Source organism: Flammeovirga sp. AWQ4_249 (assembly GCF_056161045.1).
Window position 1 is genome coordinate 1 of record NZ_JBSWYJ010000039.1, and the last position, 26,537, is coordinate 26,537.

Consider the following 26,537-nt stretch of genomic DNA (forward strand, 5'->3'; position numbering starts at 1 on the left):
ATTTATTTTAATATTGAATGATTTTATACAATAATAATAGCTTAAACGTGCATTTTTTCAGAAAATGAAAACGTTTAGGACACTATTGATATATAATAGTATTTAATCATATTTTGATAGTTTAATTATAATGTTTGTCGTTAAACAAAACAACTTAATTAAACGAAGGAATCTAATTCTATAAAAATGAGAAAAATCTATTTACTATCTAGCTTTATTTTAATGACAATCTTTAATGTTCATGCTCAAGAAGCAACAAATACTACACAAGTAAATACATCTATCGCAAAAAGTTTAGGTTTGTATGTATTTCCATCAGATGGTCAAGATCAAGCAACTTTAGATGCTGATGAAATGGCTTGTTATAAATGGGCTGTTGAACAAACAGGTTATGATCCTATGAATCCTACAAAAGTAGAAGCAAAGCAAGCGGATACATCAGCAGATGGTTCAATGGTAGTTGGTGCTGCAGGAGGTGCTGCTGCTGGAGCTGCTATCGGAGCAATTGCAGGAGACGCAGGAAAAGGTGCTGCTATTGGTTCAGTGGTTGGTGGACTTCGTGGTAGAAGAGCGAAGGTTTATGGAGACGCTAAAGAACAAGAAGCTAATAATAAAGCTGCTTCTCAACAAGAGCAAGAACTAAAAAGTAACTTTAATAAAGCTTTTAGCGCGTGTATGACAGGAAAAGGTTATAACGTACAATAAGAAAGCTATTAATAATGCAAAAAAGGTTATCTCAAGATGCAGGAGATAACCTTTTTTATTTTATAATTTTTGAAATCTGAAAGTCGCAACTGGGTTTTCTACTTGATGACCATTTCCTAATGGATTAGAGACAATTTCAAATATATTTTCTTGGGGAGTAGTTTCCATATTTGGTGCATTGAATGTATCACCACTATCAGTACCGGCATCATAATGTACAGGTTCTACTGTTATATCTTCAATCCATTCATTATTTTCATAAAGTTGTAATCCTTCTATTGCAATAAACCAATCAGGACTTGGTGCAATCATAGAAACGATACTTACATAACTATTTTCAGGGTTAATTTGAATTTCAAATTCTACTTTTGAAGTACCGGTGGATAACATAGGTTGACTGATTAATTGATCCGCATTGCCTTGTTCAATGATACTATTTATTTCTTCAGTTAACGGAGATTTTTGACCCACTTCAGCCATAACTTTAATGCCACGAGATGCTAGTTGACCTCTTTGGAATAAAGAAATACCTGCTTTATGTGTCATGCCTATTGCACCTGAAAAATGAGTATTATCTGGATAATCTAAGGGGTGTGAAGATGCAGTCCATTGCCCTTGATATGTTACTTTATAGGTAACATAGATTGAATCAAAAGTTTGATTAGAAGCATCATCTTGGGGTTGTACTGAAGCTTCTTCATCACATCCTAAAATCAATAAGGGTAGTAAAAATAGTAGAATTAAATATCTCATAGTAAAGCAGTAATAAGTAGTAATTTTAATTAATCGTTACTGCAAGGTATAAAAATGAAAAGAGATAAAATGTGATGAAATTCACATTATTTTGAAAAATAAATTTAAGCGACTGATTTATCTAATCTTTTGATATCAAAGTTGTTAAATCCTTCATAGACCTCGATCGTAATTTTATTTTGGGACAATAATTCCAGTACAGCAAGGAAATTAAAAACAATAGAAACGTTATTAAAATCTTCTTGAATTAATTCCATGAAAGAGAATTTTTCGCGAGTTTCTAATCTCTTTTGAATGGTATCTTGACGTTCTTCTTGAGAATATGGGTATGGAATTACTTGGTGTCGAGGAGCATTATCTCTTTCTTCTGCACGGAATATTGCTTTCTGATAGAACTTTAAGAGTTTAAATAAATCAATGTCCTGAAGTTCTTGTTCTACACCAATTTCTTCTTCTTTTTGCTTGATCTCTTCAGGAATATTTCCTCTTTTCTCACGGTCCAACATATCTGCTTCCCACTCTTCTAGAGTATTCAAAACAGATTTATATTTCATGTATTCAAGAAGGTGTTTTACCAATTCATCTCTTGGGTCAATTTCATTTCCTTCTTCATCTTTTTCGACACGGGGTAATAGCATTTTCGCTTTAATACGCATTAAAGTTGCTGCTACAACGATGAAATCACTCGCCAATTCAATATTTAACCTTTCCATATCTTCCATATATCCCATAAAATCATTGGTGATACTATAGATAGGAATATCATGAATATCTAATTCATCTCTTTGAATAAAGAAAAGAAGAAGGTCAAAAGGTCCTTCAAATATTGGAAGATTGATTTCAAAACTCATGATAAAAATTAAATATGTAAGTTGATTCGTCCCGTTTCGTTCATTGTAAGTTCTATAACTTTGCCAAAGTTAAACTGAATTTTGAATATATTCTTCAAAGGCATTTCTAAAAAATGAGTTAATAAAATACGCATGACAACTCCATGACTTACTAAGGCAAATTTTTCTCCTTCTTTGTATTCGATTGTCTCATTCCAGAAGGAAAGCACTCTACTTTTTACATCCATCAAAGATTCTCCATTAGGAGCAGGTTTATGATCAAAATATTTTGACCATTCACTTAAATCCTCTTTAATGTCTGCAAATTTACTCATTTCCCAATCACCATAAGAGATTTCCATTAATCGAGGTTCTTCAATTTTAAAATCACTATGAAGAGCCTCAGCAAGAAGTCTACATCGTTTTAATGGACTATAATAGACTCGGTTGAAAAGTGTGTGGTCCAGAGTGTCGTGAATAGTTTTTACTTCTTCTTCAAAAGAATGTATAACATCCAGATCACTTTGTCCGTAAAGTGTTTTTTTAGCATCTATATCAGGTGTAGTATGTCTGATAAGATAGATTTTCATGCTCATGGTATCGAAGTTAGTTAGTTCATGATTGCTTTCAGATATTGTGTTGTATATCCATCATTTGTTTTTACAAGATCATCAGGAGTCCCTTCAAAAACAATTTTACCACCATTTTTTCCTCCTTCAGGCCCAATGTCAATAACCCAGTCTGCTGTTTTGATGACTTCTACATTATGCTCAATGATAATTGCAGAGTGTCCTTTATCGATAAGTGCATTAATCGATTTCATTAATTTATCGATATCATGGAAATGAAGACCTGTGGTTGGTTCATCGAAAATGAAAAGTACTTTCTCACTTTCTTTAAGCGTTCCTTTAGCTAAGAAAGAAGCTAATTTTACACGTTGTGCTTCACCACCACTAAGAGTATTAGAGGATTGTCCTAATTGAACATAACCTAATCCAACATCTAATAATGGCTGAAGACGTTGTATAATTTTCTTTTGATCACTAAAGAATTCAACAGCTTCATCTACACTTAAATGTAAAATATCAGAAATACTTTTTTCTTTATATTTAATATCTAATATTTCGTTTTTAAAACGATCTCCATTACAGCTTTCACATGGTAGATAAATATCTGCCATAAACTGCATTTCAATTTTTGTAGTTCCTTCACCTTGACAAGCTTCACAACGTCCTCCATCTACATTAAATGAAAAGAATGCTGGTTTGTAGCCTCTTTTGACGGCTAATTCTTGTTTTGAAAATAATTCACGAATAGCATCATAAGCTTTTACATAGGTAACAGGATTAGATCTTGAAGATTTACCAATTGGATTTTGATCAATAAATTCTACTCTATTAATCGAAGATATATTACCACTTACTTGATCGACTTTTGGTTTCTCGTCAGTATGTTGACCCAAAGCCCTTAAAACAGCAGGAGTAAGGCATTTTTTGACTAATGTCGATTTACCAGAACCAGAAACTCCCGTAATACAAGTCACAGTACCTAATGGGAATTTTACATCCACATTCTTTAGGTTGTTTTCTTTAGCCCCCTTAAGTTCAATATATTCTTTCCATTCTCTACGTTTGGTAGGAGTAGGAATAGAAGCTTTACCACTTAAATATTTTGTTGTATGAGAAGTGTCTGGATGCTTAATCGCTTCCTCAATTGTTCCTTGAAAACGAAGTTCACCACCATACGATCCAGCGTCTGGCCCAATATCAATAATTTGATCGGCAGCTTTCATTACTTCTTCTTCGTGTTCAACAACTATTACAGTATTACCTAGTCGTTTTAATTCGAGAAGAACAGAAATAAGGTTTTGTGTATCTCTAGGATGAAGTCCAATACTTGGTTCATCAAGAATATACATTGAGCCAACTAAAGCACTTCCAAGTGAAGTCGCCAATTTGATTCTTTGGTATTCACCTCCAGATAGGGTAGAAGTCAATCGATTTAAAGTAAGATAGCCTAATCCTACCTTATTCATATATTTAAGTCGGTTCTTGATTTCTGCTAGTAATCGATCAGCGACTTTATGATCATGTTTATTTAATTCAATTGTGTCAAAGAAGGTAACACTTTCATTAATTGGCATTAATACAATATCAACGATTGACTTACCGTTTATTTTGACATAAGAAGCATCTTTTCTAAGACGAGAACCATGACATTCAGGACAAGAAGTACGACCTCTATATCTTGAAAGCATTACTCTATATTGAATTTTATGTTTTTTAGATTCTAAATGATCAAAGAAAGCATTGATTCCTTTAAACTTCCCTTTTCCATTCCAAAGAATATCTTTTTCGTCAATAGTTAATTCATTGTAAGATCTGAAAATAGGGAAATTTGTTTCATGAGCAGAATCCAATAAAGGTTTCAACCATTTCTTCATTGTTTCAGTTCGCCATGGAATAATGGCATCATCAACAATCGATAAAGATTTATCAGGAATGACAAGATCTTCATCGATGCCTAAAACTTTACCGAAACCTTCACATCTTTTACAAGCGCCATAAGGATTGTTGAAACTAAATAAATTGACACTTGGTTCTTCAAAAATAATCCCATCAGCTTCGAACTTATCAGAGAAAGTTTTGATAATACTATCTTCACCTTTTCTCACAAATTCGATCTTACATTCTCCTCTGCCTTCAAATAATGCCGTTTGAATAGAATCCGCTACACGGAATTGATTTTCTTCATCTCCTTTTTTAACCGCATTTCTATCAATCAGCATTTCTAATTCATCCAAAGTAACTTTTTCACCTTTTTCAATGTCAGTTAAAAGTTCTTCTATATATGTAATTGTACCTTTTCGGATGACTCTGGTAAATCCTTGTTGAAGTAATAATTTCAGTACTACATCTATTTCTCTTCCTTCCTGTAATCCTAAAGGACAAGAAACAATAAATCTACTCCCTTCATCAAAAGAATAGATATAATTGACAATATCAGTGACAGATGACTTTGCAACTTCCTGTCCAGATACAGGAGAATAAGTTTTACCCACTCTGGCAAAAAGTAACTTCAAATAGTCATAAATTTCAGTTGTAGTACCTACTGTAGATCGAGGGTTTTTAGTTGAGACCTTTTGTTCTACAGCAATGGCAGGGCAGATACCTCGGATGTATTCTACCTCAGGCTTTTCCATTCTTCCTAAGAATTGTCTGGCATAAGAACTAAGACTTTCAACATACATTCTTTGTCCTTCTGCAAATAAAGTATCAAAAGCTAAGGATGATTTTCCTGAACCTGAAACACCTGTAATTACAACAAAACTATTTCGAGGAATTGCAACATCAACATTTTTTAGATTATTGACTTTTGCACCTTTAACGATGATATATTCCTTAGGATTTAACTTATCTACTGATTGCATAAAAAGAATGGATATGTACTATGACTACAGAATATAAAATTAAGCTTTATCCAATAAATATTGGCTATGTTTTGAGAAAATATAGTAGTGAAATCGAGAAAAGTAATGGGAAATTCAAATAGGCTATAAAAAAGTACCAAAAAATAGAAAGGTTTCTTTTTAATGAGAATACTTTTGCTGATTTTTGGACTTACCTTATTAGTGATCTTTTATTCACTGATTAAACTTTTTAAACACTCTAATACTACTAACAAACAAGATTAAAACTTTCATTCGCAATGGGATTTATACTAAGATTATACTTGATATGGGGGGTGAGTATGTTTGCATTGGGTTTAATTTTACTTTATCCATTATTTGCCATCATCATTTGGTCCTCAAATAAGAAGCTATTAAAAGCTACTTTTTTTATCAATAGACTTTGGGCACTTTTTACCTATATTATGATTTTTATCCCCGTAAAAAGGGTTCGAAAAACGAAATTAGATAATAGTCAACCTTATGTTTTTGTATCAAACCATACTTCATTTTTAGATATACCAGCTATTCAATTAATTGTCAATCAATTTGTTGTTTTTCTTGGTAAAAGAAGTTTAGCAACAGCTCCATTATTTGGCTGGATGTTTAGGAATCTACATATATGTGTAGATAGAGGAAATCCAGAAAAAACAGAGGAGATGTTTAGAAAGTGCTTAAACAAACTTGATCAAGGATTTAGTTTAGGTGTTTTTCCAGAAGGTACTCAAAATAGAACTCCACCTACACTCAATAAATTTAAGGATGGAGCATTTATTATAGCCATAAGGGCACAGAAACCAATCGTACCAATTACGATTGTTAGTAATTGGAAAATTTGGCCTGCTTTAGGACCTTATTTGAAATGGACTCCACTGATTTTAGTACAACATGCACCTATTTCGACAGAAGGTATGACTTTAAAAGATATTCCTCAATTGAGAAATCAAGTCAAAGCAACAATTGAAGGAGAATTAAAATCAAGATATCCTAAGGAATATAAATTGTAAAAATAAGCATTATAATTTACGATATTGGTAAATTATAACGTTATTAGTGTTTTAAATTGAAAAATAAGCTATTTATTTTATGATTATTGATAAAGAGTCAATCGAGAAAATCGCCCATTTATCACGATTAGAATTAGACGATAAGAGCGAAGAGAAAATGCTGAAAAGCATGAATGAAATCGTGGAGTGGGTAGCTAAGTTAGAAGAAGTAAATACAGAAGGTGTTGAACCTTTAACACATATGACGCAAGAACAAAGTGTTTGGAGAGAAGATAAAGCAGAACATACTTTGAGTCATGAAGATGCTTTAATGAACGCTCCTAAAAAAGATGCTGATTTCTTTAGAGTACCTAAAGTATTAGATTAACTATTAATAGAATTATTGAAAAGGCCACTTCATAGTTTATAAATGAAGTGGCCTTTATATTTAGATTTTTAAAAATGTCTCTTTTGTATAATTAGGTTTAGGATATTTATAAAACCCTTCACCAGATTTTATACCTATTTTACCATGTTTTACGTAGTGATTCAATAGAAATTCGGCATTTTTTGAACGTTGTTTATCACCAAGTTTTTCTCCCCAATGCTTTTCTATATTATAAACAGTATCTAATCCTACAGCATCCATAATTGCAAAGGGTCCAAACTTGTTACCAATAACCATCCATGATTTATCAATATCTTCCATGGCTGCAATTTCTCTTTCCAACATAGAGAGGGCTGATGAACACATAGGAATCAAAAGTGAATTCATAATAAAGCCACTATTTTCCTTCTGAAGAACGATGGGCATGACCTCAAGGCTTTTTGCCAAGTCTATCATAGTTTCAATTACAATAGGGCTAGTATTTGAATGCCCCATGATTTCGACCAAAGGATTTTCCCACAAAGTATTCGCAAAGTGAGTGCCTGCTAACTGTTCCGGATATTTAAAGAAAGGAACTAAATTACTAGGTATAAAAGAATCTGTATTACAAGCTACAACCGTATTAGGGGAAATAATAGGTGATATCTCTTCATAAAAATTCTTTTTTGCATCCATTCTTTCAGGAATGCATTCTATTAATAAATCACATTCATCTAAAGCATTTTCTATTTCTTCGGAATAAGTAATTCGTGAGAAGGTAAGCTCTAAATCTTCTGGTTGTAAAGAAAGTTTTTTACGAAAAATAACAGCGAACTTTTGATGTAGTGATTTACCAATTTCAATTCCTAATGTTGAAATATCATATAATGTCACAGTATGCCCTTTCATAGCAATATACCATGAAAGCTGAGCACCTAATGTCCCAGAACCTGCTATTGTTATTTTGTTAAGATGCATAAGTCTATTTACTGAAGTAGTTCTAGTTTAATTTATCATTGAGCGTACATTATAAATATAGGTAAAATTTGTACAAAAAGAAGAAAGTTTTTTTGTAACCTAAAATTTATTATTTCGTTATATAAATAAATGTTAATGAATTTTTAAAAAAGTTCATTTTTTAATTGTGAACTTAGCAATCGATATATACATTTGAAGAGGAAAATTATTAAATACTCAAAAATTATTACTCAAATTAGAATAATCTAAAAAAGTCAATTTATAATCCTAAATTGACTATATATGATTAGATGTAATACTTATTAAAACTATTAAAAACTTATATAACTATTTAATATTTAAACCGAATAATCGTAATCAAGGATAACTGTCTATTATAACAAGCTAACGAATGAAAGTATAATTATTTTTATACATTTTGTTTACCCAATCTATTTAGACAATTGATTTTTCTTTCAATCCTTCGATGAACATTTTCGCTTTATCCATTTTAATTAATTTCAAATTTCACTTATGAAAACGCTGACTAAAGTAGGAGTCTTTTTTCTACTAATTATTGCTGGTATCGCTTGTCAACGCACTGTTGATGAACCCGATGCATCACTATCCCAAAATGATGAACTCTCCAATATCAGAATGCCGTTTAATCAAAGAGTATTCTTTTTAAATTCGGCAAATGGAGCTTCCACTATCTATGAAGTAGATTATGATTTCCAAGGTTTAGAAGGAGATGCAACACTTACAGAATTGCAAACCTCTATACCAATACCACAAGGTGGTCACATGTGTGTATCACCAGATAATAGATTCTTAACTGTTGTGGTTGCTAAAAAAAGTAAAGTTTACCTTATTGAAATTGAAACAGGTTTGGTGAAATCATCACTGTTATTAGGTTACAAAGGGGATGCAAGATTTGATATAGAAAGGAGTGACCTTGACGGAGAAGGTTACAAAAACTTCTTAATGCAAAAAATAGGAGGTATTACTCAAGTAGATGTTGATCAGGAAGGCTATTTATTTATAGCTGGAAAGGCAGGTTTCTTTAGAGTAGTTTCAGATAGAGGAAATGGTTCTACAGATCCTTCAGGAATTAATACAGGTAAAGATATCTGGAAAGAAATATGGAACAGAGAAGATAATTTGCCTGATGACCAAAATTGGGTTCATGCCTTACATTACAATTTTTCAGGAGGTGTAGCTGTTGAATCTTCAGAAGATGGAGATGATGATGATTATTTTGAAGAAGTAGAAGCATTCAATCCTAAAAAGGTGAAATTCCGAGGAGGTGATATCTTGTTTACTCAAAATTCAGAAGAAACAGACGGTTTTGAACAACAAAGATTAATTTCATTCTCTCAATGGAAAGGTGGTACAGCAATCTATTTAGATTTAGAATGGGATTACGCTAATATGAGTATTAGTTTCAATGCTGGAAAAGTTTTCGGAGATCTAAACTCTCCAAAAAATGGTGAATCAGGAAGAGGTGCAGGTAGAGTAACCGGAGCAGCTTTAACGGGTGATAATATGGTATTTACATCTCACCATAAGAGTAACTATTTCCAGTTAAGAACTTTAGATGGTAACATTTTAGCATCAGATATATTAATGGTAGATGTTAATGGAGATCCAATGCCAAACCATAATTGGGGTGATATGGCTTCTACTCAGTCGTTTGATAAAAACACAAATAATGATGATGCCTTAAGCAATCGAGAAATTGATGGTGAATATTATGATGATTGGTACAGAGGTGAATCAGCTGGATACTTAAATCATACTTATGCTGAAGTTAAATTATATCGTCCTGGTATGAAAGCTGAACAATATGATGTTCTTGATTTATCTGAAGACAATCATAATGTATCAATGGAATCGAGAAGAAATTCTGCAAATGCTGATATTGCTGATTATAGCAGAAATGGATCTAAGTTCGTTTCTCTTGGTGGTGGATATATTTTAATGAGGTTCCCAACATCAGTAGCTATTAATTCAAATACTGTACTTCAAGTAGTAGAGACAACATGGAATAGACAGGCAGAGTATGCTACGATTGATGATGCTTATAATTCATATAAAGAAAAAGCAGAAGTATCTATCTTGTTAGGTAATAATGCAGGAGCAAGGTATTTCAGCGAAGATTTATTAAATGATGCAGGTTGGGTTTCTTTAGGAGATGCTTCAGTTGCCAATAATGAATTTTTATTAGGAGATTTATCAGGAGAATTCCAATGGGTGATGATCAATGATAATAACTCGAGAACTGCTGATGGTTTTGATGTCAACTTTGTCGCTGCTTATGACAACCCAATGAATGTGATAATCCCAGGTGATTTAACAGGTTTACCATGTGATATTACACCAGAAAGCTTCTTAGAAGGTCCTGATAAAACGTTTGATGGTGTTGCTGCTTATCAAATTCCAACTGCAGCGCAAGTCGTAGATGTGTTTATGTTTGATGCTGCTCAAAGGGATATGTTCTCAGGTCAGCCAGTACATGAGAAAAATAAAGTGATAGGAACATTTATCGCACAAATTGATGGAAGACTTCATGGATATGAAATTAGAGAAGATTGTACTGTAAAGGGTATTCGTCACCAAACTTGGGGAGCTGGCGGTACTTCTATGAAAAACCTATCAATTCTATCTCAACCTAAATTAAATAATAAAGGTTCATACAGTGCCAATGACTTTACTTACGAATGGGTTGGATGGGAAGATATCGGAAATGGATTCGATTTTAATATGATCTATACTATAGATGGTGAAAAATATATGATTCCATTTACTCAAGTATTCTATTGCCAAATGTGGTTTGCTAAGGCAGTTCCTTATGAAAGAATACCTACAGTAACTAATGAATTTCATCATCAATTTGTAAGACACGGTGAAGGCGAAAATTGGATTGCTATTAAAGATGGTCAGTTAATGACTTCTGCAACTGGTGAAGATGATTCTTATATTGAGATTTTCTTGAAAGATAAACAAGGAAATGAGATCACAAATGTAGCTAGCATAGATGGTTATACATGGACTGATAACAATAAAAGAGTAACTATAACCTTAACAGATGGTCGATCAGGATCAATGGAAAAAGAAGGAGGAGATAAAGGAAAGCCAGGAGTTACTTATCACTACAAAATACTTAGTGATTTGAAATAGCAGGTCATCTACTTTAAAAAAAAGCCATCTCAATTTACATTGGGATGGCTTTTTTTTATTTTGAAGAAATGATTTACAAGTTATTCACTAGAGGAAGTTCTTGTGTCATACTTAAATCAATAACTGTATTTAATTGCTTTACAATTTGAACGAAACGAGCAGCAGTTTGAGTAGAAACCACTTTTTTCATTTCCTTGAAATACTTTTGATTTAAAGCGATTTCTTTTTTGTTCATCTTGAAACTTGAATTCATTAGTTCTTCTGTACTTTTTTCGTCTAATGTTTCAAAGTTTTCAGCATAATGTTTTAATAGGGAATATTGCTCATTCAATAACTGACCTTGTTCATATTCATATTTATCATATACTGGCCAGAATTTTTCAGCTTCAGCTTCAGATAAGTTCATATTTTCTTTTAGTACAGCTCTTTTCTCAGCTTTGATAAGTGTTTTGATGGTTTCAAAATCCATATCTTGTCCTTGAACTTTATTAGATAATGAGGGAGTTTGAGCAAACAGACTTAAGCATGTAAGTACAGCTACAAAAGTACCAATAAGTTTTTTCATAATATCTTTAATTGTTAATTGTCTTCAAATGTCTAACGAGAGAAAGCATGAAGAGTTCATCTTCAACTCTTAAAAAAGTTGAAATTTGATATTTTTATTTCAAATCGTGATAAGATATGAAGAATTAAATTCGATTCGTTATTTGTGTGGTGTAATTCTAGGAATAGTAATGTTATTAATCTTTTTCAGCCAACCATTCTTCAGGATCAAGTTTTTCACCGTCCATATTCCATATTTGGAATTGCACTTCAAAGAAGCCATCTAAATTTTCTCCAGCCTCTCCTAATTTTGTGTTCTTAGAAACTACATCATCAACTTTTACATTTACTTTACTCAATTTAGAATAAACGGTAAAGTAATTATCATGTCTTACCATGATTACATTTTGAAGATTTGGAACTTTAGTCACAGCAGTAACTACTCCACTATAAACACTTTTAACTGTTGTTTTAGCCTTTACCCTTAAATCAATACCATGATTTTCTATTGTTACACCTGTAAGAACTGGGTGCGGTCGAATACCAAACCTATTAGTAATTACACCACCATCTACAGGCCATTCTAAGACGCCTTTTGTATCTTGAAAAGATTTAGTTGATACGGTGGTTGCAGTAACAGTTTCGGTTTTAGCAGTTTCCTCAGTAGGAAATTCTTCATCAAAAGGATCCTCTTCTTTTTGATTATTTACTGAAGAGGTGATAGCCAACATTTGACGCTGAAGTTCAATTAGTGCTTTTTGTTCTTTCTCTAGTTGTGCAGTTAGTTCTTTTTCTTTTAATCTTAATTCGTTGACTACAATAGCCTGTCTTGATTTTAGCTTTACAAGTTGATCAAGCTGTACTTGTTCTTCCGTCAAAAGTGCTAAAGCTTCTTTATTTCTTGCTTCAATCTCAATTTTTTTATTTTCTAATAACTCTTGTGAGCGTTCTATTTCTAAGATCTGCTTCTTTCGTACATCTTTATAATGTTCGAGGTAATTTGCTCTACGAACGAATTGTGTAAAGTTTTCACTAGAAAAAATATAAGCAAGTTGTTGAAAGTCATTTCCTGTTTTGTAGGCAGCATATACTAATTCAGCATATTCCTCTTTTAAAACAACAATTTTACCTTTCAAAGAATCAGCAACGATAATGGCTTGTTTTTCTTCGTTTTGAGCCTCAGTTATTCTCTTTTGAATTTGAGCTAAATAATGTTCTCTACCTTCTATTTGAGCCTCAATATCATTTAGTTCACTCATAGAAGCTTCTCTTTGATATTGGGTATCATCCAAAATAGCCTTCGTTTTAGCAATTTTTTCTTTTGCTTTTTGAATATCATCTTGTGCAAAAACACTGAGATGGATGCCACAAAGGATTAAAAGTATTGAAACAATTTTTTTCATTAAATGATAAACTCTAGAGTTAGTTCAAAAAAAGATTTTTATAGATAAAAAATGAAAATGATATTTACTTAATTTTATAATCATGAAATTACTATACATCCGTATAATTTATCGTATATATCTAAGAAATTAACAATTGAAACAGGAATTTTATATAAAAAAGTATACTTCGAATGATAAAAGCCGCTGGAATGCTTTTGTTGAAAGTTGTATGCAGCAACATTTTTTCTTTCAAAGATCCTTTATGGAATATCATAAAGATCGATTTGAAGACTATAGTTTGATCATTGAAGATCAAAAAGGGAAAGTGGTGGCTTTATTTCCTGCTTCAGTAAAACAACTACAAATTTCTTCACATGGAGGTTTAACATTCGGCGGTTTACTTTATAAAAAAAGAACTTTTGTTCAGAAGATTATTGATATTATTCTAGCTATAGAAAAGTACTATAAAGAAAATAATATAGTTTCGATTAGCTATAAAGTAATACCTTATATCTATAAATCTGAGCAAGGAGAAGAGGATGTTTATGCTCTTTTTAAGAATCAATGGAAATTAGTGAGAAGAGATTTTAGTACAGTGATTAAAAAAGAAAATTCAATCATTAGTGGAGCAAAAAAAAGAAATATAAAAGTAGCTCATCAAAATGGAATTGAAATAAAAGAAGCTAAAGATCTTGAGTGTTTTTATGCTTTACTCAAGAAAAATCTGAATACGAAATACAAATTGGATCCCACTCATTCATTAGAAGAGTTGTTACTATTAAAAGAAAGGTTTCCAAAACAATTTAAATTATTCGCAGGTTTTAAGGATGGAATTATGCTAGGAGGAGTCTTATTATTTCTCACTCCTCATGTTTGTAAGATTCAATATTCTGTCAATTCTCCTGAAGGAAAAAACTTTAAAGTATTGGATGCCGTTTTATCAGAATTAGTGAGAACTAATACTTATAAGTATATCGACTTTGGACATTCTTCTGAAAATGATGGGCAATATTTAAATGAAGGACTTGCTCGTTTTAAGATGGAATTTAATGGAGAAGCCTTGGTTTGTGATTTCTATCAGAAAGATCTTACATCAGATTTGTAGACTTAATATAAACTATAGACCTTTGTAATATGGACGAAATAGTAAACAGAGTAGCACAAAGTGCCTTGATATCTTTTGACTTAGAAGATATTAGAATAGAAGGTGAACGTGTGCTGATAGATATAAAAGAACAACTTTTTCAGGGATTAATTCTAAGAGAAAAAGATTTTAGAGCATTTTTAAAAGAACATGATTGGTCTCAATATCAAGATAAACATGTTGCGATTACATGTTCTGAAGATGTCGTAATCCCAACTTGGGCATATATGTTATTGACGACTCGTTTAGAGAAATATGCTTCTACTATTGTTTTCGGAGATTTATCAAGATTAGAAGAAAAGCTTTTCGAGAAGGCGATTAGAGATTTAGATATCACCCAATTTGAAGGAAAACCTGTAGTGGTCAAAGGATGTAGTAAGGAAGAAGTGCCGGTAACTGCTTATGTTGATATTACAGAAAGATTGAGACCTGTTGCAAAAAACATCATGTTTGGAGAACCTTGCAGTACTGTTCCTATCTATAAAAAACCAAGACAAAAGAGTTAAGCATTAAACTTTTGAGCAAAAAATAGTCTACCATGTTTTAGAAAAATGGTAGACTATTTTTTTTATATTATAAGTACTTCATTCAAATCTTATCAGATTCTTAATTGTAATTGAGTTACAAATAAACCTGCATGATCAGCAACTGTATTTAACCCTTGTTCATTAGTCATGTAAACAGGACGAAGAGAATATTGAGCTGATAGTTTAACATTTTGCCCAATAATTGCCCAGTTTACACCATAGTCACTTTGGAAAGAATCTTCGTCTAAACCTTCAAGATTTTTATATGAAAAGGCAACAAAAGGCTGGATTTTCTTTTCAGAGTTGTAAATCGATTTTGGTAGGGTATAGGCTAATTCAGTATGGAAAATATGTCCTGTACCGTGTGAAAATTGTGAGAAACCAACACCTTGAGGTGAAACTTGATCGGCATTTGGATCTGTTCCTGCAAATCCTCCTAACACGTGAGAAGTTCTCAGGTAATCTTCACCGTAATTGTAATTATAATACACTGCGTAACCTGTAAATCCACCACCATTATGACCAATTGGTGAACTTAAAAATACATCTACAGCGAATTTTGATACATTATTTTCTTCAACATATAAGTTGCCCATATCATCCTTTCTGTAAGTTCCTGTACCGCCAGGTTGATATTGGAAACCAGCACCAATATTTAATACTCTTTTTTGACCAAAATAATTCATCTGACTAGCACCAGAAACAGATTGAGATTCTACATCCCAAAATTGCCAATATAAGTAACCGTTATAATTGTAATTGGTTTGCTTTAGTAAGAATGTATTCCCAATTTGAGCATTTGCATATACTTTATTACCATTATTATCAACTTTATTATAGGCGTCAATCATTTCATTTTCTGACATTGGTTTGCCACTATAAGTTGGTGCCCCATCATCAGCAGAAATAATTGGTTTATTGACAGAAAACTGATAACCTAATTTGCCAAGTGTTACACCTCTAGCGAATACTCCCATTTGACGAACAATTGCATCTGTTCTATTTACTTCAGGAAAATTGAAACCAGGGTTGTCAAGGATAAGGTAATTATTGGAACCTACTCTCGATAATCTAGATAGACCTTGCCAAAAGTGGATACCACCACCAAGATAATTTTTGTTAGCTATTTTTAATTGCCCTTGAAAGTCATGAACATAGACATTGGTATTAATATTAGAATAAGTACCATCACTTGTCGCTCCAAAGTGTGCAAAGAGTAGATATTTACCTTCGATATTTGCATAAAACATCGTTCTTATACGACGCATTGCAAAATCACTAAAATTAGAGATTGGCTCTTCAGACAATTTATTGATAGTACCAGGGTTAGTTTCACCCATTCTCCACCAGGTTTGAATACCGATGATTGTTTTAAAATAGGACGTTTTGTCTTTATTTAAATCAAGGCGTAAACCTCTTTTAAATACATCAACAGATTTTTCGTATGGAGTTTTTTCCGGTTTTGCTTCTTCTTTGTTTTCTTCCGCCGTTTGAGCGAAAGTTGATAATGAGATAGAAATAAACAATAGTGCGGATAAAATTTTTTTCATTTTTTAGATAGAGTTGATAAAATTCATCGCACAAAGATATTTTACTCTTGATTCATAAAAAAGGTGCAAAATCTCATTTGATAAAAATTTTCTAATGATTTCAATCATAAAATTCCTTGATTTCTTTTTCAACACGAGCCATTTTATGTTGAATAATCTTTCTTGCATGATGATTTACCCAATGTTCCAAAGGAATATTACCTCTTTCTTCATGATGCTCATATCTTGTATAGGGTAAACCTAATGCTTCAAATTCAGCATGAAAATGATCTTCAATCACAGCAAAATTAGTGATTACGTCACTACTTAAAATTTTAACTTCTCTGAGTTCATTTTGAATACTTTGATGAATCAATGCTTTAATTTTTTTGATTTCTATCTTTTCCTCATATTTTTTCTGTTCAGAGTATTGATGATTATGTTCAGACAGAGAATTCCAGTACTTCTCGAAAGATTCGTTAGAAATAGGATCTTGAGCCATTGAAGTCGTGAAAGTTACACAAACTATAAATGATAATAATGCTAAGGTTTTCATAGGTCACTAAATAGGTTTTTAACATGTAAGGGTTGTCTCCCTAAAAGAAAATAAGAGTAAATAGTTCAAGTCAATAGCAAACAGGTTATGTAATAAAAATTGATAATTGGATGTATTTTAATCGATTGATTAATAATGGTCTAGCTCAATCTAAAAAAACTAAGCCTCACTACAAAAAGATGCAATGAAGCTTAGTGTTAGACTACAAAAATGTCTTGTTTGATTACAATCCTAAGTTTTTATTTATGAGGTAAGACTTCATGTTTTTTCATATGATATTCTAATTCCGTTTCCTCTTTCCAACTACCACCCAAGGATTTATAAAATTCCACATAAGCTAGAAGTAAATCTAAATGTTGTTCTGCTAAATCTAATTCAAGTCCAAAACAATCTTGTTGCGTATTGATAGCACTATCATAATCATCCAATCCACCAAAATATCTTTCTAATGCTAAATCTCTCACTTCAGTTGATTCTCCAAGTTGCTCTTGTGAAACAGAAGTCAATTCATTTAAATTCTCAATCTTTACTAAAGCATCTTCTACTTCTTTTAATGCATTTAATACAGTTTGTTCATATTCTACTTTTACTGAGTGAGTAATTTCTTCAGCTAAAGAAACATTCATTTTATTTCTTTTGTAATTGAAGATAGGACCAAAAAGATCAAGACCACCTTTTCCTACTACCGGGTGAAGTGTATTAAAACTAAATAAATTATCGCTAGCTAATCCAAACATACCAGTTAATGAAACCTTTGGTAAACGCAAAGCTTGTGCTACCCCTATTTGAGAATTGGCAGATCTTACGGCTTCTTGAGTTTGAAGAATATCAGGTCTTTTTGAAAGCAAATCAGCAGGTAAGCCAGGAGTAATAGCAATGGGCTGTAGTAAATGATCTAAATCTTGTGTAATGTTTAAATCTCTAACACTAATTCCCATCAAAATACATAATGCATTATTTGCTAAACGAAGTTTTTGATGTAATCGAGGTAGAAGAGATTGTGCATCTAATAATTGAATTTTACTTCTTTTATAATCAAGGTCAGAAATCAAACCATGATCATATCTACTTTGCATTAATTCAAGTTGATCTTCACGTAAATCAATTGTATTTTCAGTAATTTCTATCTGTTGGTTATAGTTGCAAATGGTAAGGTAAGCATCAATAACTTCTGTAACCAAACTAAGTTCAAGTGCTCTTTTACCATATACAGTTTGTGCATATTCAGCCCAAGCACCCTCATTTCCTCTTTTAAATTTACCCCACAAGTCAAGTTCCCAACTTACCGAAGCATTTGCTCCTGCACCTAATTGAGTATTTTTATCTGTATCATTTCCTAGATTTAGATTACCATTATAATTAAACTGTGGTAATGCTTGTGTCTTTGTTATTCCTAATTGATACTTTGCTTGTTCAATTCTAGAAATGGCAACCTCTAAGTTTTTATTTTGAGCTAAAGCTGAATCAATAAAATTTTGAAGTCTTTCATCATCAAATAACATTCTTACATTGGTGTCATTCATGATGCTGTCTTGTTGATAATAATATTCATCAGGAAGATCAGTTGAAGGTTTTTCGAAGTCAGGACCTACAACTTTACAGCCGGTTAGGGAGATAAATAAACTGACAATTGTAAGTAAAGTGATGTGCGATATTGTTGGGTAAGTTTTCATTTTCGTAGCGATTAATAACTAGGATTTTTTAATAATTTGAGTAGGTAGACGAGATACTCTGATTTTAATTCTACCGCTAAACGTTCTTTGCTATCTGTGATTTCTGGAAGTCGTTCATTTAATGTTATAGCTACTGCGTCTAGTTCTATTTTTGGAGTTGAATGATGTATTTTTTTCTTTTTACAATCGATAAAGTGTTGTTGAATTAATTTTCTGCATTTTTCAAGAGGATGACTACCAAAGTGGACGTTCAGTTCATTGTACGTTTTGATAATCATAGAGATATTAAACATCTCTCTTGACATCTCGAAACGTTGGTCACCTTTAGGAAAAGTACTCCATATCTGACTGATTCGATCTGACATTATACTTTCGAAAGAATGAAGGTTTTTTGAAAAGGTACCCAATTCTTTGATGGCATCTTCATAGACTTTGGTGAAAATGCTCCTTTTGACGACAGATGATTTTTCAGGAAAAACACATGTCAAACAGAAAGCAATAATGAATGCCGCAATGGCTGCAGCCGTTGCAATGTTTAAGAAGTATTCTAAACTATAGTTGCTTAAGTTGGTAATGGGGAGAAGGTTATACGCTACAACACCACAACTAGTACTCATACCGTTGGTCCACGGTGTTGTTTTTAATAATCCTAAGATGACAATTAATGGTATTTGTGAAATTGCCAACATTAAGAAACCATCCATATGAGGAATGATGTAAAAGGAATAAATAAAACCTAAACAGATACCTAAAAACATACCTAATGTATTTCTTATAGCCATACTTTTAGGATTTTCACCTCCATAAAGTGTAGTGTAAAGCACTGAGTAAGTCAATAAATAACCACCTTTTTCAACGCCAGTTAAATACCAAACAAGAGAAGCAATAGCTAAGGCTGTCATAGAGCGGATACCTCTTCTTGCCAAAACACTATAACTGATGTGGTGTATTACTTTACGTTTTGGAGGATCTTTATACTCTCTTTTACTACTGATTATGTCACTTCTTACAGACATTAATCTTTCTAGATCTTGAATGACACCTACTAAGTTGACCGAACTAAACTCTCCTTTTGTATCTGCATACTTCTGTTCTAAAACAGCAAAATAACTTTTGATTTCATTTAGTTGCATATCCTTACAATCTGTAAGTGCTTGAGCAATATCAGCAGAGAATTCATCTAAATATTGTTGTAAACTTTCACTGTTTTTTAAATCGTGCTCATGTTTATTTTTCATTTGAAATGACAAGAATGAAAGACGTTCTCTGATCGAATAAATAGCAGCAATAAATTCTCTATTTAAATTAATCTCATGATGATTAAAGAAGTGCTCACTACGTATCTCATTTTCTAATTTTGATAAAGAAGAAATAATAGGAGATAAGTTTCTTAAAGATGTTCTATCGAAAGGTTCATTTTCTTTATGATAACTATTCGTGATTCTTTTTGTCAGACCCGAAAGCTCATTTAATGTTTTATCGTAAGCAACGGTTAGTTTCTTTTTGAAATTAGGTTGAAGTAATATTTCAGCTACAAATAAAGCACAGATAATACCAGTCCAAATATCTAATACACGATGTAAAGCATAATCAAAAGCATCTACAGTGTATGTACCAATCACGTTTTTAATGACAATCATGGCAGTATAACCTGAGTTTCTAAACATGTAAATGTTATTTTGATTTCCTAAGCCTCCAACGAAAATGACAAAGAATAGCCAAAGACCGATAGTTGTTAAGAAAACAGGAGTGATTTGTCCAAAAGCACCGAATAATGTTAGAGCAGCCGTTGCAGCAATTAAATTACCTGCTGCACGAAGTTTAGATTTATGGAAGATCGTACCTCTAGAAAATTGAAGTACTGAAAGTACTGAAGTAACAGCCGTTTCTGCCGAAGCAAGATCAGATCTCATTGTGACCCACTGTACTAATATCACTGCAATATAGACAGTGAGTATGTATCGCAATTTGAAATTATTCGAGGAAGTCATCTAGATTGATTTTTAAGAAGAAACTTTCTTCTGTGTCTTGAGATTCAATAATAAGTGTAGCGGTCATCCCAACTGTTAGTTTTATATCTTGAGGGATTTCATCGATTGTAATCATGACTGGAATACGTTGTGCCAATCGTACCCATTCGAAAGTTGGTGTTACCTTATGCAAACCACCATCATCAGAAGTATTGCTATAATCTGAAATACCTTTCGCAATCTGCTGAACATGTCCTTTGAAAATCTGATCAGGATAAGCCATAAGTTCGATTTTAACTTCACTACCCGGCTTGATATTTTGAATTTGAGTCTCCAAGAAGTATCCATAGATGTATGTCTTTTTTAGATCGACTAACGACATTACTCTAGAACTATGTGAAACGATATCTCCTTTGAACTTACTGATATTAGTGATGTATCCACTGCAAGGAGCTACCGTTGCAATTCTTTCCAAATCCAATTTCGCTTTATCAACAATGATTTTTTGTTTGTTGTAACTTGCTTTAGCTTCTTCATAGGCATATTTCATATCAAAAACCTCTTCAGCACTAACACCTCTATGATTCATGCTTGCACGTCTTTTATAATCACCTTTAGCACGTTGAGTTTTGATCCAAAGTAAAGAAAGTGTCGCTTTTTCATCTCTTAAAGCAATTTGATAATCTTCAATTTCTTGTGTGAAAAGTGTGTCACCAGCCTCTACCAATTGATTTTCTGAAACATAAACAGAATCTATTTTATTCGTTAAGAAAGGAGAAACTTCCACCACATCAGTTCTGATTCTACCATCTCTTGTCCATGGTGTAATAATATAAAAGTGATAAAGCGATCGGACGATAAAGAATGCTCCTGTGAGTACCAAGGCTACAATCGCTATTTTTGTAATTTTCTTGACCATTATTTGAATATCAATGTCACTATGTAAATACATGTGAGAATTAAACATATGTTGAACAGCCCTCGGAAGAAAATAAAGCGATATACATTTAGCCTATTTAGGATATACATCACAACTGTAGCGAATAACAGTCCCATCAAACAGTTGATGAATAATGTAGAGAAGAGTAAACCTCTAAATATAAAATCAGGCATTGTTGTATAGTTTTGATTGATTAGCAATAAAGTCTTTCGTGATTTGAAATCACTTTTGTTCTCAGAATTGAGAATCAATGAAGGGCTTAATGAGATTATCTTAAAGCATTTGATAATGCAATGTGATAAGATTTAAGGCGCAAGTGAGTGATCGTTAAATTAGATTGAGTAGTCATCATTTTTTTATTTATAGTATGATCGTTTTTGATTTTTTCTCTTTCGAGAACAATACAAAAGTAGAGAGTTTAGGGCAGGGTAGCTAACACTAAAAATTAATATATATAACAAAAAGTTATGTAACCTTGTAATTTTATGTTTTTTAACCAATAAATTACTTTAATTATAACTATTAGTTTTAATTCTGGTTAAAAGTACTACTCCGTAGAGGCACCATTTATGGTGTCTCACGAACCACAAGAACGAATGAAGAATGAAAAGTTAAGAATGAAGAACATAGTATGTATAAAAAAAGCCATCAAAAGCTTTCGCTCCTGATGGCTTCAATAAAATCAACCCGAAGGTTAATCCTTATATCTTATAAGTGGATACACTCGTCATATGCTAATGCCGCAGCCTCCATTACCGCTTCAGATAATGTTGGGTGAGGGTGAACCGCAGTGATGATTTCGTGACCAGTTACTTCTAATTTACGAGCAACAACTGCTTCAGCAATCATTTCAGTAACGTTAGAACCAATCATATGGCAACCTAACCACTCACCATACTTCGCGTCAAAGATCACTTTAACGAAACCTTCTTTATGACCAGCAGCAGATGCTTTACCTGAAGCAGAGAATGGGAATTTACCCACTTTGATTTCATAACCAGCTTCTTTTGCTTGCTCTTCAGTCATACCAACTGATGCAACTTCAGGAACTGTGTAAGTACAGCCTGGGATGTTACCGTAGTTCATTGGCTCTGGAGACATACCTGCGATTTTCTCAACACAGATAATACCTTCATGAGAAGCTACGTGAGCTAATGCAGGACCGTGAACGATATCACCGATTGCATATACAGAAGGAATATTAGTTTGGTAGTAATCGTTTACTAAAACTTTACCTTTGTCATGAGCAACACCAACTTCCTCAAGACCGATACCTTCTAAGTTTGTCTCAACACCAACAGCAGAAAGCACTACATCACACTCGATAGTAGTTTCTTTACCTTTTTTGTTGTCAGTGATTTTAACTACACAACCTTCTCCAGAAGTATCAACAGACTGAACAGCTGCGTTAGTCATTACATTGATACCTTGTTTTTTGAAGTTACGCTCTAATTCTTTAGAAACATCAGCATCTTCGTTAGGTACGATGCGCGGTAAGTATTCAACAACAGTTACTTCAGTACCGATTGAGTTATAGAAATAAGCAAACTCAACACCGATAGCACCAGAACCCATAACTACCATTTTCTTAGGTTGTTTAGGTAAAGTCATTGCTTGACGGTATCCAATTACTTTTTCGCCATCAATTTTGATATGAGGAAGTTGTTTTGCTCTACCACCAGTAGCAAGGATAATGCTGTCAGCGTCATATACTGTAGCCTTACCTTCAGCATCAGTAACTTCAACTTGCTTAGGTCCTACTAATTTACCGAAACCTAAAAGTTTTTCAATCTTGTTCTTCTTGATTAAGAACTCAACACCTTTACTCATACCAGCAGCTACACCACGGCTTCTTTGTACCATTGCACCGAAGTCCGCTTCAGCTTCACCTACATTAATACCATAGTCTTTTGCATGGTTAATGTATTGGAATACCTGACCACTCTTTAAAAGTGCTTTTGTAGGGATACATCCCCAGTTAAGACAGATACCACCTAGTTCTGCTTTCTCTACTACGGCTACTTTTTTACCTAGTTGAGATGCACGGATTGCTGCTACATATCCACCAGGTCCACTACCGATGACGATCAGGTCAAATTTTGTTGCTGACATACTTAAAATGTTATAATATAATTTTTCGTTTTTCTGTTTGAGTGGCAATTTCGTAAAAATTCCCACACAAAAATAAAGGTTCGTAAATAAAATAAAAACGTTGAGGGGGTTCACTTTCTATATAAATGTCAAGTGAGTATAAATTTTAATGAAATTTTATAGTGTTTGAATGAATCTTTATAGTATTTATGCCTTTAAAATACTCAAAATGTAAACTTACCTTCTTCAAAATGAGTGATTAGTGAAATTTTAAAATTTCTTGAACCTCCTAAAAAAATTAAATAAGAAGCATTTGTATCTAAACAAAATAAAATCAAGTAGTTAAATGCAATAAAGTTTCTTTACTTTTGTAATTAGGCCCTTGTTATATTTCCATATAGTTTTTGACAAGGCGTCGAAAAAATAGTAAATTATCAGTCAAAAGAGTTTAAAATGAAAAGAGGAGCATTTTTTAAATTGTTGCAACATAGAACTTTCGATTTCACCCCTCGATACTATGATGCAGAAAAAGAAGAAAGAGATGCTAGAATGCAGGCCTTGTATGACAAGTACTCTAAAACTGAAAAAGATAAAGAAGAAAGCGCTGAAGGTGTACGTAGAAGTATCTCATTTTCAAGAGAGAGAAGTAGAAGTACAGAGCGTAAACCTATCCTAATTCGTGCGGCTATTCTAGTAGGAATAGTTGTACTTCTAATCACTATTTTTAAATAGTATTCTGCTGAAAATCAGTCATTAATAATTGTTGAGTAGTCTATTAACAAGCTTTCTATATCTAAGTCTATAGAAGCGAAAATAAAAACTATATATTTGCAAAACGATAACGGATCATGTAGATCTATTTCGTTAAACTTCATTACTTCAGAAATCATTTTTCATGTATATTGCAATAGCCGGAAACATCGGATGTGGTAAAACCACTTTAACACGTTTGTTATCAGAACGCTTTGGTTGGAGAGCGCTGTATGAAAGTACAAGCAACAATCCTTATTTAGAGGATTTTTATGAGGATATGGAAAAGTGGGCTTTTCACTTACAAACATATTTCTTAAACCACCGTTTTGAGCAAGTACAAGACGCTACAGTTGATAACCCGGTGATTCAGGATCGTAGTTTATATGAAGGAACATATGTATTTACTGAAAACCTTCGTCGCTCTGGATTAATGCACCAACGTGATTTTGAAAATTACTCTGCATTATCAAAGCTATATGAAGCAAAAGCGAATCCTCCTCATCTCTTAATCTATTTAAGAGCAGATATAAAGAAACTAAAAGCGAATATTCAAAAGAGAGGTAGAGAATACGAACAAACTATCCCAGAAGAATATCTACAAAACTTAAATGAGTTGTATGAAGAGTGGATCTCAAACTATGAAAAAGGAGGTCTTCTTGTTGTAGATGTCAATGATGTAGATATCGTAAATAACCCTAATGATTTTGAAAGAATCGCATCTGCTATCGAATCAGCAATGCGTATCCGTAAAAATGTAGGTACTCTTGCCTAATCCTCTTTTGTTTTAAGTCTAAACTGAAAATATTTTTATCGAATGTATATAGCTATAGCCGGAAACATCGGTAGTGGAAAAACAACGCTTACAGGTAAACTTGCTGAACATTTTGGTTGGGAACCAAGATACGAAAGTGCTGATGATAACCCGTATTTAGAAGATTTTTATGACGATATGTCAAGATGGGCATTTCCTCTTCAAATTTACTTCTTAAATAGTCGTTTTCGTCAGGTGATGGAAGTTTCAAAAACACATACTCCAATTATCCAAGACAGATCTTTGTATGAAGATGCACATATCTTCGCTCGTCAATTAAACCTTGATGGTCATTTATCTGATCGTGATAATGAAGTATTCCAAGCTGTTTTTTCTTCAGTAGCTGATCATGCACCTGCTCCAGATTTATTAATCTATTTGAGAACTAGTGTACCACAATTATTAGATCATATCAGAAAGCGTGGTAGAGAATACGAACAAAGTATCTCTAGAGCTTATTTAACAGGTCTTAATGATTTTTACGAAGAGTGGATTTCTAACTATGATCAAGGTAAATTATTGATCATTGATATGGAAGATTTAGACTTTGTAGAGCATGAAGAACATTTTGAACAAATTGTAGCTAACATTGATGCAGAGTTACAAGCATCAAAAGCTCGTGTATAAGTCTTAATAGAAATAACAAAGACGAAGGAGTGTTTGTTATCTAAATGACAGACACTTTTTATTTGTTCAAACACTTAGTAATCTTAAAAATATACCTTTTATCATAAGGGTTGGTTAGTATATGCAATACGTAGCGATAGCAGGAAATATTGGGTCAGGCAAAACGACACTTACAAAGATGCTTTCTGAACATTTCGGATGGAAAGCAGAATTTGAAAGTACAGCGGATAATCCTTATCTAGAAGATTTTTATGACGATATGAAAAGATGGGCTTTTCATACTCAAGTGAGATTCTTAGATAATAGCTTTCAGCAGATGTTAGATATTAATGCTACTGGAATGCCTATTATTCAGGATAGATCATTTGAGGAAAACGCACACATCTTCGCTAGAAATTTGCATGTTTCAGGACAAATGGATGATAGAGATTTTGAATCTTATTGGAAATTATTCTCCTCCTTATCTTCCCAATTGCCGAAGCCTGACTTATTAATATATCTAGACACAGATTTAGATCGTCTAAAAGCTCAGATACTTAAAAGAGGTAGAAGTTATGAGAAAACGATTCCAGAAGAGTATTTAAACAACTTAAATAAGCTTTATAATGAATGGATCGATACTTATGAGGGACCTCTGTTACGTATCAAAATGTCTGAACATGATTTTGTAGAAGAAAATGCTGACTTCTATAAAATTGTAGAGAAAATTGACGACATGCTGAGCATAGAAAAATAAAGCAAAAAAAATTATAAAGAAGGCTT

General features: G+C 32.7%; 24 protein-coding genes. 10 read left to right on the forward strand and 14 right to left on the reverse strand.

Annotation, left to right across the window (positions count from 1 at the left end; all coding sequences use genetic code 11):
• The first annotated feature begins 186 nt into the window (after positions 1 to 186).
• Positions 187 to 705 carry a glycine zipper domain-containing protein gene (locus tag ACXAHM_RS20710; RefSeq protein WP_474964174.1) on the forward strand — a complete coding sequence of 173 codons (519 nt, stop codon included), beginning with the start codon at positions 187 to 189 and terminating at the stop codon, positions 703 to 705.
• Between the two features lie 60 nt (positions 706 to 765).
• Here the strand turns inward: ACXAHM_RS20710 and ACXAHM_RS20715 are convergent, their stop codons facing one another.
• From ACXAHM_RS20715 to uvrA, 4 genes are all read right to left on the reverse strand, one after another.
• Positions 766 to 1,458: a spondin domain-containing protein gene (locus ACXAHM_RS20715; RefSeq protein ID WP_474964176.1), complete on the reverse strand. Its 693-nt coding sequence runs from the start codon at positions 1,456 to 1,458 to the stop codon at positions 766 to 768.
• A 104-nt stretch (positions 1,459 to 1,562) separates the two neighbouring features.
• On the reverse strand, positions 1,563 to 2,309 hold the full coding sequence (locus ACXAHM_RS20720) for a segregation and condensation protein A (protein WP_474964179.1): 747 nt from the start codon (positions 2,307 to 2,309) through the stop codon (positions 1,563 to 1,565).
• A gap of 8 nt (positions 2,310 to 2,317) precedes the next feature.
• Positions 2,318 to 2,878 carry an alpha-ribazole phosphatase family protein gene (gene cobC / locus ACXAHM_RS20725; protein WP_474964181.1) on the reverse strand — a complete coding sequence of 187 codons (561 nt, stop codon included), beginning with the start codon at positions 2,876 to 2,878 and terminating at the stop codon, positions 2,318 to 2,320.
• Between the two features lie 20 nt (positions 2,879 to 2,898).
• Complete coding sequence (gene uvrA, locus ACXAHM_RS20730; RefSeq protein WP_474964184.1) at positions 2,899 to 5,718, reverse strand: excinuclease ABC subunit UvrA; 2,820 nt, start codon at positions 5,716 to 5,718, stop codon at positions 2,899 to 2,901.
• Positions 5,719 to 5,996: 278 nt separating this feature from the next.
• Here uvrA and ACXAHM_RS20735 point away from each other — a divergent pair, with 278 nt between their 5' ends.
• The gene (locus tag ACXAHM_RS20735) at positions 5,997 to 6,743 is read left to right on the forward strand and encodes a lysophospholipid acyltransferase family protein (RefSeq protein WP_474964186.1); all 747 of its coding nucleotides are present in this window, start codon (positions 5,997 to 5,999) and stop codon (positions 6,741 to 6,743) included.
• Between the two features lie 79 nt (positions 6,744 to 6,822).
• Positions 6,823 to 7,110, forward strand: coding sequence for an Asp-tRNA(Asn)/Glu-tRNA(Gln) amidotransferase subunit GatC (gene gatC / locus ACXAHM_RS20740; protein WP_474964188.1), 288 nt, complete (start codon positions 6,823 to 6,825; stop codon positions 7,108 to 7,110).
• A gap of 60 nt (positions 7,111 to 7,170) precedes the next feature.
• On the opposite strand, the gene ACXAHM_RS20745 is transcribed toward gatC, so the two are convergent.
• The gene (locus ACXAHM_RS20745; protein WP_474964191.1) at positions 7,171 to 8,067 is read right to left on the reverse strand and encodes a 3-hydroxyacyl-CoA dehydrogenase NAD-binding domain-containing protein; all 897 of its coding nucleotides are present in this window, start codon (positions 8,065 to 8,067) and stop codon (positions 7,171 to 7,173) included.
• A 513-nt stretch (positions 8,068 to 8,580) separates the two neighbouring features.
• Here ACXAHM_RS20745 and ACXAHM_RS20750 point away from each other — a divergent pair.
• Complete coding sequence (locus ACXAHM_RS20750; protein WP_474964194.1) at positions 8,581 to 11,226, forward strand: hypothetical protein; 2,646 nt, start codon at positions 8,581 to 8,583, stop codon at positions 11,224 to 11,226.
• A 73-nt stretch (positions 11,227 to 11,299) separates the two neighbouring features.
• Here ACXAHM_RS20750 and ACXAHM_RS20755 read toward each other — a convergent pair whose 3' ends face one another.
• Both ACXAHM_RS20755 and ACXAHM_RS20760 read right to left on the reverse strand, forming a co-directional pair.
• Positions 11,300 to 11,791, reverse strand: coding sequence for a hypothetical protein (locus tag ACXAHM_RS20755; RefSeq protein ID WP_474964197.1), 492 nt, complete (start codon positions 11,789 to 11,791; stop codon positions 11,300 to 11,302).
• Between the two features lie 175 nt (positions 11,792 to 11,966).
• Positions 11,967 to 13,172, reverse strand: a complete 1,206-nt coding sequence (locus ACXAHM_RS20760; RefSeq protein WP_474964199.1) for a murein hydrolase activator EnvC family protein — start codon at positions 13,170 to 13,172, stop codon at positions 11,967 to 11,969.
• A 244-nt stretch (positions 13,173 to 13,416) separates the two neighbouring features.
• Between ACXAHM_RS20760 and ACXAHM_RS20765 the strand changes: the two genes are divergently transcribed.
• Both ACXAHM_RS20765 and ACXAHM_RS20770 read left to right on the forward strand, forming a co-directional pair.
• A complete protein-coding gene (locus tag ACXAHM_RS20765) occupies positions 13,417 to 14,259 on the forward strand; it encodes a hypothetical protein (protein WP_474964201.1) in 843 nt (280 codons plus the stop codon).
• A 29-nt stretch (positions 14,260 to 14,288) separates the two neighbouring features.
• Positions 14,289 to 14,804: a DUF2480 family protein gene (locus ACXAHM_RS20770; RefSeq protein WP_474964203.1), complete on the forward strand. Its 516-nt coding sequence runs from the start codon at positions 14,289 to 14,291 to the stop codon at positions 14,802 to 14,804.
• Positions 14,805 to 14,896: 92 nt separating this feature from the next.
• On the opposite strand, the gene ACXAHM_RS20775 is transcribed toward ACXAHM_RS20770, so the two are convergent.
• The 7 genes from ACXAHM_RS20775 to lpdA all read right to left on the reverse strand — a co-directional run bounded on the left by ACXAHM_RS20775 (position 14,897) and on the right by lpdA (position 23,605).
• Positions 14,897 to 16,375 (reverse strand): hypothetical protein, encoded by a 1,479-nt coding sequence (locus tag ACXAHM_RS20775; protein ID WP_474964205.1) that lies wholly within the window; start codon positions 16,373 to 16,375, stop codon positions 14,897 to 14,899.
• Positions 16,376 to 16,475: 100 nt separating this feature from the next.
• Entirely contained in the window at positions 16,476 to 16,910 is a 435-nt protein-coding gene (locus ACXAHM_RS20780) for a hypothetical protein (RefSeq protein ID WP_474964207.1), read from the reverse strand.
• Positions 16,911 to 17,149: 239 nt separating this feature from the next.
• The gene (locus ACXAHM_RS20785) at positions 17,150 to 18,583 is read right to left on the reverse strand and encodes a TolC family protein (protein WP_474964211.1); all 1,434 of its coding nucleotides are present in this window, start codon (positions 18,581 to 18,583) and stop codon (positions 17,150 to 17,152) included.
• 11 nt (positions 18,584 to 18,594) lie between these two features.
• Entirely contained in the window at positions 18,595 to 20,574 is a 1,980-nt protein-coding gene (locus ACXAHM_RS20790) for an FUSC family protein (RefSeq protein WP_474964214.1), read from the reverse strand.
• A complete protein-coding gene (locus tag ACXAHM_RS20795) occupies positions 20,558 to 21,472 on the reverse strand; it encodes an HlyD family secretion protein (RefSeq protein ID WP_474964217.1) in 915 nt (304 codons plus the stop codon). The genes ACXAHM_RS20790 and ACXAHM_RS20795 overlap by 17 nt, the downstream gene beginning before the upstream one ends.
• Positions 21,472 to 21,666, reverse strand: a complete 195-nt coding sequence (locus tag ACXAHM_RS20800; protein ID WP_474964220.1) for a DUF1656 domain-containing protein — start codon at positions 21,664 to 21,666, stop codon at positions 21,472 to 21,474. The genes ACXAHM_RS20795 and ACXAHM_RS20800 overlap by 1 nt, the downstream gene beginning before the upstream one ends.
• A 535-nt stretch (positions 21,667 to 22,201) precedes the next feature.
• On the reverse strand, positions 22,202 to 23,605 hold the full coding sequence (gene lpdA / locus ACXAHM_RS20805; RefSeq protein WP_474964224.1) for a dihydrolipoyl dehydrogenase: 1,404 nt from the start codon (positions 23,603 to 23,605) through the stop codon (positions 22,202 to 22,204).
• A gap of 432 nt (positions 23,606 to 24,037) precedes the next feature.
• On the opposite strand from lpdA, the gene ACXAHM_RS20810 reads away from it, so the two are divergent.
• The 4 genes from ACXAHM_RS20810 (at position 24,038) to ACXAHM_RS20825 (ending at position 26,511) form a co-directional block, all read left to right on the forward strand.
• The gene (locus ACXAHM_RS20810) at positions 24,038 to 24,316 is read left to right on the forward strand and encodes a hypothetical protein (RefSeq protein ID WP_474964229.1); all 279 of its coding nucleotides are present in this window, start codon (positions 24,038 to 24,040) and stop codon (positions 24,314 to 24,316) included.
• A gap of 163 nt (positions 24,317 to 24,479) precedes the next feature.
• A complete protein-coding gene (locus ACXAHM_RS20815) occupies positions 24,480 to 25,109 on the forward strand; it encodes a deoxynucleoside kinase (RefSeq protein WP_474964233.1) in 630 nt (209 codons plus the stop codon).
• A 42-nt stretch (positions 25,110 to 25,151) separates the two neighbouring features.
• Positions 25,152 to 25,775 carry a deoxynucleoside kinase gene (locus ACXAHM_RS20820; protein ID WP_474964236.1) on the forward strand — a complete coding sequence of 208 codons (624 nt, stop codon included), beginning with the start codon at positions 25,152 to 25,154 and terminating at the stop codon, positions 25,773 to 25,775.
• Positions 25,776 to 25,896: 121 nt separating this feature from the next.
• Positions 25,897 to 26,511, forward strand: a complete 615-nt coding sequence (locus ACXAHM_RS20825) for a deoxynucleoside kinase (protein WP_474964240.1) — start codon at positions 25,897 to 25,899, stop codon at positions 26,509 to 26,511.
• Positions 26,512 to 26,537: the final 26 nt, after the last annotated feature.